Below are 6,143 nucleotides of genomic sequence, written 5' to 3'. Positions count from 1 at the left end.
GAGCAAGAGCGGATGTGTTTGACTACATCGAGCGACGCCACAACCCAAGGATGCGGCGAAGGGCGGCCAAGCAGGATCAGAAGGTTGCAGCTCTTTTACAACCGTCCGTGATATCGGGGTAGAACCCTGGTCAGCCACAGGCCTTATGAAACAGTAGGTTAGACCAGATAAAGGTAGCCCCTCAATTTCCCCTCTTCCTTAGGAGGGGGACGCTCTATCCAGCTGAGCTACGGGGCCAAGGGCGGCATTGTCGCACGATCGTTGCGATTGCCAAGCCGGTGGCGGTAGGCGGCCGGCGGAGCCTGCTAAAATCGGCGGCTACCGTGTTGCGGGTGGCTCTGCCACCACGACCGCCACTGTTTCCAGGAGATCCCATGTCCGCTGACCTGCTCAAGGCGCTCGACCTCGCCGCGTCCAATTCCGGTACCTATCTTGGCGAGGCGACCTGGTCGCAGGCCAGCGGCGCCGGGGTGCTGCAGCCGCTCAATCCGACCACCAATGCGGTGATCGCCGAGGTGCAGGCCACCACGCCGGAAGACTACGAGCTGATCGTCCAGCGTGCGCAGGCCGCCTTCAAGGTATGGCGCACCACGCCGGCGCCGCGTCGCGGTGAAGCCGTGCGTCTGTGCGGCGAGGCGCTGCGTGCGCACAAGGATGCGCTGGGCTCGCTGGTGGCGCTGGAAATGGGCAAGAGCAAGCCCGAAGGCGACGGCGAAGTGCAGGAGATGATCGACATCGCCGACTTCGCCGTGGGCCAGAGCCGCATGCTGTACGGCTACACCATGCATTCGGAGCGCCCCGGCCACCGCATGTACGAGCAGTACCAGCCGCTGGGCCTGGTGGGCATCATCAGTGCGTTCAACTTCCCGGTGGCGGTATGGGCGTGGAATGCGTTTTTGGCTGCGATTTGCGGCGATATCTGCATCTGGAAGCCGTCCAACAAGACGCCGTTGACCGCGATCGCCACGATGAAGATCTGCAACGCGGCACTGAAGGATGCCGGCTTCCCGGACATCTTCTTCCTGATCAACGATGCCGGCACGGCGCTGTCGGAGAAGCTGGTCGAAGACACCCGCGTGCCGTTGATCAGCTTCACCGGTTCGACCCAGATCGGCCGCGTGGTGGCAGAGAAAGTCGCCCGTCGTCTGGGCCGCTGCCTGCTGGAATTGGGCGGCAACAACGCCATCATCCTGGACGAAACCGCCGACCTGAAGCTGGCCATCCCGGGCATCGTGTTCGGCGCCGTCGGCACTGCCGGGCAGCGCTGCACCACCACCCGCCGGCTGATCGTGCACGCCTCCATCTACGACACCGTGCTGGCGACGCTGGTCAAGGCGTACAAGCAGCTCGACAGCAAGATCGGCGACCCGACCGACCCGGCAAACCTGATGGGCCCGCTCAACAGCCAGGGCGCCGTTGCGCAGTTCCTGGACTCGATCGCCAAGGCCAAGGCGGCCGGCGGCACGGTCGAAGTGGGCGGCACGGCGATCGATCGCCCGGGCAACTTCGTGCTGCCGGCGATTGTCACGGGGCTGCAGAACAGCGACGCGGTGGTGCAGCACGAGACCTTTGCACCGATCCTGTACGTGATGAAGTACAGCACGCTGGATGAGGCGATCGAGCTGCAGAACGGCGTGCCGCAGGGCCTGTCGTCGTCGATCTTCACCCAGAACCTGAAGGCGGCCGAGAAGTTCCTGTCGGCGGCGGGCAGCGATTGCGGCATCGCCAACGTCAATATCGGTACCTCCGGTGCGGAGATCGGCGGTGCGTTCGGCGGCGAGAAGGAAACCGGCGGCGGGCGCGAGTCCGGCTCGGATGCGTGGAAGGTCTATATGCGTCGCCAGACCAACACCATCAACTACTCCGATTCGTTGCCGCTGGCACAGGGCATCAAGTTCGATCTTTGATCGAGGTTGCATGGCGCGCCGGGCACATGCTCGGCGCGCTGCGTGGTCGCAACGGGCCTGCTGCAACGGCCGTCGTGGCGTACCCGACGCACGCAACCCGGCGGTTCTCGCTTTCGCGGCAGCGGCAGCAGTGGCAGTGGCAGTGGCAGTGGCAGTGGCAGCCAGTGAAGCATCGGCGGCTGCAGGCGACGCTCAGCAATCCGGCTCTGTGCAAGTACGCCACGTCTGCGCGAGGCGGAGCGTTCGCTCCGGTGGCACAACGCAGTCGCCACATGGCACCGGCCCGGCTTGAACCCGCCGACCCGCACGGCGCCCGGTCGGCACCACCGAAGGCCAGCGAACTGCAGGACGCGTCTCGACCGGCATGACCGACCATGCTCTGCCCGCACGAGCGGCGATTGGAGCCGGTCCCGCCCGCAAAACCAGCCCCGCAACGACGTTTGGCCGCAAACGGCACGCCTTTTGCCCGGCGGCTCTGGGATAATCATGCAACGCCAGCCTTCGGCTGCCCGCCTTTCAAGGAGTTCATGATGAACGTTGTCGTTCGACAGACCAGCGCCATGGCGATCGTCAGCCTGGTTGCCGGCATTCTCGGCTGGACGCTGATCCCGTTCCTGGGCAGCATCTGCGCCATCATTACCGGGCATCTGGCCCGCGCGGAAATCCGCCGCAATCCACATGGCCTGGACGGCGACGGCCTGGCCATCGGCGGCCTCATCATGGGCTGGCTGGCGGTGGCGCTCTGGGTCGTGGGAATCGCGTTTTTCCTGCTGTTCTTCGGCGGCATGGCCTGGCTTGCGGCCGCCAACAGTTGAGCATGGCCACGCCCTCCTCCGCCCAGCGCTTCAACGACCGCGTGGCGGCCTATGTGCGCTACCGGCCCAGTTACCCGCCGCAGTTGCTGCGCTGGCTGCACGGAGAACTCGGCGTGACGCCCGCAACGGCAGTGGCCGACATCGGCGCCGGCACCGGCATTTCCAGCCGCCTGTTTTTGGAAGCCGGATATGCGGTGACGGCGGTGGAGCCCAACCAGGCCATGCGCGAAGCGGCGCTGCAGTGGCTGGCGGAATTTCCCAAGTTTCAGGCGATCGACGGCACCGCCGAAGCCACCGGGCTGGCCGATGCCAGCGTGGGCTTGGTGTCTGCGGCACAAGCCTTCCACTGGTTCGACATGCAGGCCGTGCGCGACGCAATGGGCGCGCATCCTGCAACCCGGTGGGCTGGCGGTGGTGTACTGGAATTCGCGCGAACTGGACAGCACCGCGTTCCTGCGCGGCTACGAGCAGTTGCTGCTGGATTACGGCACCGACTATTCCGCAGTGGCCGAGCGGTATCAGGACGATGCCACCATGCAGGCGTGGTTCGGCGAGGGTTTCCGCGCCATGGCGCGTTTCCCGAATGTGCAGCGGCTGGATTTCGAGAGCTTGCGCGGCCGCCTGCTATCGTCCTCGTACGCCCCGCTTGCGCACGACCCACGTCATGCGCCGATGCTCGCCGCGCTACGCACGTTGTTCGATGCGTATGCGCACGATGGGCTGATCGACTTCCAATACCAAACCCGCGTGTTCGCCGGGAGATTGAACTGACCCGCATGTATTCGCTCGCCCGCCCCTTCCTGTTTTCCTTGGATGCCGAGCGCGCCCACGCGCTGGCGTTGCGCTCCATCGACACCGCCTACCGCACCGGCACCACGGCATTGCTGGCCAGGCGCCCGGTGCCGCTGCCCACCCCGGCTTTCGGCCTGATGTTCCCCAACCCGGTCGGGCTGGGTGCCGGGTTGGACAAGAACGGTGAGCACATCGATGCGTTGTTTGCGCTGGGCTTCGGCTTTGTCGAGATCGGCACGGTGACGCCGCGCGCGCAGGAGGGCAACCCGAAGCCACGTATGTTCCGATTGCCGGAATACCAGGCGGTGATCAACCGCATGGGCTTCAACAGCCTAGGCGTGGATGCGCTGGTGGCCAACGTGCAGCGCGCACGCCGCACGGGAGGCCTGCTCGGCATCAACATCGGCAAGAACAAGGACACGCCCAACGAAGAGGCCACCAGCGACTACCGTTACTGCATGGAGCGCGTGTATCCGCTGGCCGACTACATCACGGTCAACATCTCCTCACCCAACACCGCAGGCTTGCGCGAGTTGCAGGAAGAACAATCGCTGCGCCGCCTGATTTCCGACTTGCGCGAAACCCAGGAAGCGCTAAGCGCGCAACACGGCAAACGTGTGCCGATGCTGGTCAAGGTGGCGCCGGACCTCAACGACCGCGACATCGATGCCGCCGCACGCGTGCTGGCCGACCTGGCGGTGGATGGCGTGATCGCCACCAATACCACGGTGACGCGCACGCTGGTGGCCAATCACCCGCTAGCTGCCGAAGCCGGCGGTCTGTCCGGCGCGCCGCTGCTGGGGCAATCCACGCTGGTGCTGCGGCGCCTGCGCGCGCGCCTGCCCGAATCGATTCCGTTGATTGGCGTGGGCGGCATCAACTCCGGCGCCGATGCGGTGGCCAAGATGGCAGCCGGTGCGAGCCTGGTGCAGTGCTACAGCGGGTTGGTATATCGCGGCCCGCAGCTCATCGGCGAATGCGTCAACGCCATCCGACGCCGCCGCGAAGCACCCAGCGGCGGTGCGGTGTCGCCGTTATGAGCGATGCAGTGCAGACAGGCTGGCAGCTGAGCGAACAGGCGCCGCTGCGTACGCTCAACACCTTCCATGTCGAAGCCACCGCGCGCTGGTTGCTCAATGTCCACGCGCCTGAGGCATTGCCGCAGGCATTGGCTGCGCCCGAGATCGCCGGACAACCGTTGCTGGTGCTGGGCAGCGGCAGCAATGTCTTGCTGGCCGGCGATCCGCCAGGCTGCGTGCTGTGTTTCGACAACCGCGAGACGTCCATCATCGCGCACCGTGCCGACCACGCCATCGTGCGGGCCGGCGCCGGCGTGAACTGGCATGCGCTGGTGCTGTACGCACTGCAGCAGGGCTTGTCGGGGCTGGAGAACCTGGCTTTGATTCCGGGCACCGTGGGCGCCTGCCCGATCCAGAACATCGGTGCGTACGGCGCGCAGGTAGGCGACTTCATCCACGTGGTGGAGGCCTTCGACCGGCATAGCCAGCAGTTCGTGCGGCTGGATGCGGCCGACTGCGCGTTCGGCTACCGCGACAGCGTGTTCAAACAGCAGCCCGAGCGTTATCTGATCGTGGCGGTGGAATTCAATCTACCGCTGCTGCACGAACTGCGGCTGGACTACGCCGGCATTCGCGAGGAACTGGCAAGCATGGGCGCCGAGCTGGCAGGCGCGGCCGATGTGGCGCAGGCGGTGATCAACATCCGTCGCCGCAAGCTGCCGGACCCGGATGTGCTGGGCAATGCAGGCAGTTTCTTCAAGAACCCATTGCTGCCGAGCGAACAGATTGCCGCGTTGCAGGCCAGCTTTGCCGACATGCCGGTGTATCCGGGCGAGCATGCCGGCCAGGGCAAATTGTCGGCCGCCTGGCTGATCGAGCAATGCGGCTGGAAGGGCAAGCGCGAAGGCGACGCCGGCGTGTCGCCCGACCATGCGCTGGTGCTGGTCAATTACGGCACCGCCACGGGCGCGCAGTTGCTGGATTTCGCACGACGCATCGCCGAGTCGGTGCGCGAGCGCTATTCGGTGATTCTGGAGCCGGAACCGCGCATCATCGGGGCGCATTGGTGACGCCAGCGCAGGTTTCGCGGCGAGCCGCGCTGTGGATGCTCACCAGTACCGTCGCCTTCGGGCTGATGGCAATCACCATCCGCCTGGCCTCGAGCACCATTGCCACCGCCGAGATCGCATTTTTCCGCAATGCGTTCGGGTTGCTGGCGTTGTTGCCGTTGATCCTGCGGCCGGGCAAGCCGCTGCCGCGCACGCGGCAATTGCCACAGTACTTCGCCCGTACCTTGATCGGCCTGGCCTCGATGCTGTGCGGGTTTTGGGCGATCGGCCATCTGCCCCTGTCGCAGGCCATCTCGCTCTCCTACTCCACACCGTTATTCGTCACGGTGCTGGCAGTGGTGTGGCTGCATGAGCAGGTACGGCTGCGGCGCTGGCTGGCGGTGGCGGCGGGTTTTATCGGCGTGCTGGTGATCCCGTAAGCTCCCCCGATCCGCAGACACCGCATAAGTAGATCTTTCTGGCATCGTTCCCAAGTCAGGAGGTTCCATGCGCACATCGAAGTTCACCGAGACACAGATCATCGCCACGCTGAAGCAGGCC

General features: G+C 65.4%; 4 protein-coding genes and 3 pseudogenes. All 7 read left to right on the top strand.

Annotated elements, in window-relative coordinates:
* Positions 1-122, top strand: a pseudogene (locus tag F7R02_RS23665) (IS3 family transposase); the annotation flags it as partial.
* A 252-nt stretch (positions 123-374) separates the two neighbouring features.
* Positions 375-1,907 carry an L-piperidine-6-carboxylate dehydrogenase gene (gene amaB / locus F7R02_RS23660; RefSeq protein WP_005924466.1) on the top strand — a complete coding sequence of 511 codons (1,533 nt, stop codon included), beginning with the start codon at positions 375-377 and terminating at the stop codon, positions 1,905-1,907.
* A 530-nt stretch (positions 1,908-2,437) separates the two neighbouring features.
* On the top strand, positions 2,438-2,722 hold the full coding sequence (locus F7R02_RS23650) for a DUF4190 domain-containing protein (protein ID WP_005916283.1): 285 nt from the start codon (positions 2,438-2,440) through the stop codon (positions 2,720-2,722).
* A gap of 2 nt (positions 2,723-2,724) precedes the next feature.
* Positions 2,725-3,493: pseudogene (locus tag F7R02_RS23645) on the top strand (class I SAM-dependent methyltransferase).
* 5 nt (positions 3,494-3,498) lie between these two features.
* Positions 3,499-4,554 (top strand): quinone-dependent dihydroorotate dehydrogenase, encoded by a 1,056-nt coding sequence (locus F7R02_RS23640; RefSeq protein ID WP_005916277.1) that lies wholly within the window; start codon positions 3,499-3,501, stop codon positions 4,552-4,554.
* On the top strand, positions 4,551-5,603 hold the full coding sequence (gene murB / locus F7R02_RS23635) for a UDP-N-acetylmuramate dehydrogenase (RefSeq protein ID WP_003482003.1): 1,053 nt from the start codon (positions 4,551-4,553) through the stop codon (positions 5,601-5,603). The genes F7R02_RS23640 and murB overlap by 4 nt, the downstream gene beginning before the upstream one ends.
* Positions 5,597-6,016 (top strand): annotated as a pseudogene (locus tag F7R02_RS23630) (DMT family transporter); the annotation flags it as partial. The gene murB and the pseudogene F7R02_RS23630, both read left to right, overlap by 7 nt.
* Between the last annotated feature and the right edge of the window lie 127 nt (positions 6,017-6,143).

It is taken from the genome of Xanthomonas cissicola (genome assembly GCF_008801575.1).
Classification (GTDB): Bacteria; Pseudomonadota; Gammaproteobacteria; order Xanthomonadales; family Xanthomonadaceae; genus Xanthomonas; species Xanthomonas cissicola.
Note: the sequence above shows the minus strand (reverse complement) of the source record. Positions and strands in the feature narration are given on the sequence as shown.

Excerpts from the sequence above, each read along its gene's own strand:
- F7R02_RS23650 (WP_005916283.1), top strand. The coding sequence starts at position 2,438 with ATGAACGTTGTCGTTCGACAGACCAGCGCCATGGCGATCGTCAGCCTG.
- amaB (WP_005924466.1), top strand. The coding sequence starts at position 375 with ATGTCCGCTGACCTGCTCAAGGCGCTCGACCTCGCCGCGTCCAATTCC.
- murB (WP_003482003.1), top strand. The coding sequence starts at position 4,551 with ATGAGCGATGCAGTGCAGACAGGCTGGCAGCTGAGCGAACAGGCGCCG.
- F7R02_RS23640 (WP_005916277.1), top strand. The coding sequence starts at position 3,499 with ATGTATTCGCTCGCCCGCCCCTTCCTGTTTTCCTTGGATGCCGAGCGC.